Source organism: Paraburkholderia ultramafica, assembly GCF_902859915.1.
Classification (GTDB): domain Bacteria; phylum Pseudomonadota; class Gammaproteobacteria; order Burkholderiales; family Burkholderiaceae; genus Paraburkholderia; species Paraburkholderia ultramafica.
This window is the reverse complement of the sequence record NZ_CADIKK010000113.1, coordinates 1-2,653: the sequence shown is the minus strand read 5'-3', so window position 1 is coordinate 2,653 and position 2,653 is coordinate 1. Positions and strand designations below refer to the sequence as shown.

Genomic DNA, 2,653 nt, shown 5'->3' with positions numbered 1-2,653 from the left:
CTGTCACGGATCGGCGTAAAGGCGCCGGGGATGATCGCCGTAATGGCGCCAGTTGGAAGTGGTGTCGAACGCGGATTCGAACGGCCTCAAGAATGCGGTTTCTTGCTTGATTTTGCAACGGCGATTTCGCCGTTTTCGGGCATCGGTTTTGGCTTGCGGAAGCTCTCGCCCTCGATGACGATGCGGTAGGCACCGTGGCGTAGCCGGTCGAGTGTTGCGGCGCCGAGGACCCGGTTGTCGGGGAACGCATCGCCCCATTCGCTGAGATCGAGATTGGATGTCAGGATGGTAGCCGCCCGCTCATACCTGGCCGCGACCAGATCGTGGAAGTCTTCGTCGTGTGGCGCGCGCAATGGTTTGAGTGCGAAGTCGTCAACGATCAACAGCGGCACGCGCACGAACTGCTGGAACTTACGCTCGTAGAGGCCCGTGGCGCGGGCCGCATGCAGTTTCCTGATCAGATCGGTTTGCGTGACGAACAGCACGTCACGCCCCTGACGCGCAGCGCAGTGGCCCAGTGCCTGGGCAATGTGGGACTTGCCGACGCCTGTTTGACCGACCATCAGGATTGCCACTTTCTCGTCGATGTAACGACCAGTGGCGAGATCGTGGATGTGCGCGCGGTTGAGCTTCGGCAGCCGGTCGAAGTCGAAGGTCTCCAGTGTCTTGCCGAGCCCGAAGCCGGCGCGCACAAGACGCGCGCCGAGCTTCTTCTGGTCCCGCCGCGCGACTTCATCATGCAGGAGCATGGCGAGGAATTCGGTATAGGCGAGCTGTCCGTCGATCGCCTGACGGTTGCGCTGCTCGAGCGAGTCGAGTACGCCGGACAGGCGCAGTTGCTTGAGGATCGTATTCAGTTCGGGACTGGGATTCATGATGTTCAATGCAGGAGAAGGGAGTGGAGGTCACGACCGAAGCGGCCGCCGTTCAGATAGGTGTCAGCAGGCGCCGTTGACGTTTGCGCCGATGCCGCTCCGGGCTGGCTGTCCAGTCCCTTGTCGAGGATGGTCTTGACGGTGCGGTACTTCGGGCTCGCGAATGCAAGCGCACGCTCACACGCGGCGTCCAGTCGCTGATCGCCGAACTTCTCGCGCATACGGACGATGCCCTGCGCGCCACGCAGGTTCACCAGCACCGTGTCGTTGAACATCGCGAGAACCAGCGCGTGACAGGATGGCCCGATCTCTTTCGCACGAGCCAGGCACCACTGCGGATCGTGTTCGAGCCACGCCTGCGCCGCCGGCGGCTGGTGGTCACGCACCGTGTGGCGATCACCGGGCTTGCGCAGTCGTGGATGGGTTGCAATGAGTTCGTGCTGATGGAACAGCTGTACGATCGTATCGGTGGATTTGAGCCAGAGGCTCTTGCCAACCAGCGTGAACGGCACGGAGTACAGCGCCTTCTTGTAGACGACGTGTCCGTCCGTATGCACCTTGACTTCGCTCCATACAGCCAGCACCGGCGCAACGTCAGGCAGCGTCGTGAGCAGCGGCTTCTCGATGGCAAAGCGCGCCAGCGGCTGCTCGCGTGTCGTGCCATGTTCGCGCGTGCTGGCCTGCTGCATGATCCATTCGCGCAACTGCCGGTTGGCATCGGTCAGGTCGCGGAACGTGCGCAGCGGCACAAAGGATTTCTTGACATACTTGACGCCCGACTCAACGATTCCCTTCTTCTGCGGGTCGTGCGGTGGACATGCGTCGATCCGGAAGCCGTATCCCTCAGCGAGCGCGGCGTACGAGCGCTGAACTTCCGGGCTGTACATGCAGGCTCTGGTGATCGCGCACTTCGCGTTGTCGATGATGACGCGACCCGGGCAGCCACCGAGCCACTCGAAGGCGCGGCGGTGGCAGGCCAGCCATGTCTCGACGGTCTGGTCGAGCACCAGTTCGACATACTGGTGCCGGGACCAGCAGAGGGTCATGACGAAGAACCACGTCTTGATCTGTGCGCCCGATTCATGTGCCAGTACCGGCCCGGCGCCGAAGTCGACCTGTGCGGCCTCACCTGGAGCGAACTCAAGGATCGTTGTGGCCGGCACGCCGCGTTCGGCCCTCAGGCCCAGCAGGATACGGCGCACCGCCGAGTAGCTGCCGGTGTAGCCATGATTGCGTTTCAGCGCGTGGTGAATCGTCGTACCCTGAACGCCGGCGTCATGCCAGTCACGGATCTGCTCACGAAACGGCTCGAGCGTGGACACGCATGTGCTCGGCAAGTGTGGAGTGCGGCCGAACACGCCGGCAATCACGGCATCGTCAGGCAACGGCTGCCCGGGATCCAGCAAGCCGCGCTCGCTGGCCACACGACGAACAGCGGTCAACTTCTTGCGACCCATCAGGCCGCTACGCGCAATGTCGCGATCGGAATCGCCTTGCCGCATGCGGACAAGGACTTGACGGTACTCAAACAATTCGAACCTCCGGTTGGTCATGGACACTCCGTTCAGAAAGAACGGAGCGTACCCATCTGGAAAGTTCGAATCGCGTTCAACACCCGGCGCCGGTGGCGCCTATACGCCGATTATCGACTGGCTCCTTTACGCCGGTCACGGACCGGCGCCATAACGCCGATCCTGCGCTGGCGCCTATGCGCCGATCATCTGGTGGCGCCAATACGCCGATCCCGGAATGGCGCCATAACGCCGGTCAGTGACACC

2 protein-coding genes are annotated in these 2,653 nt (G+C 62.6%); both read right to left on the bottom strand.

Translation table 11 applies throughout. The annotated features are described in order from the left end of the window. Positions 1 to 86: 86 nt before the first annotated feature. Entirely contained in the window at positions 87 to 875 is a 789-nt protein-coding gene (gene istB, locus HV744_RS36300; protein WP_175154048.1) for an IS21-like element helper ATPase IstB, read from the bottom strand. Between the two features lie 5 nt (positions 876 to 880). Continuing rightward, entirely contained in the window at positions 881 to 2,407 is a 1,527-nt protein-coding gene (istA, locus tag HV744_RS36295) for an IS21 family transposase (RefSeq protein WP_217469221.1), read from the bottom strand. Positions 2,408 to 2,653 lie beyond the last annotated feature (246 nt).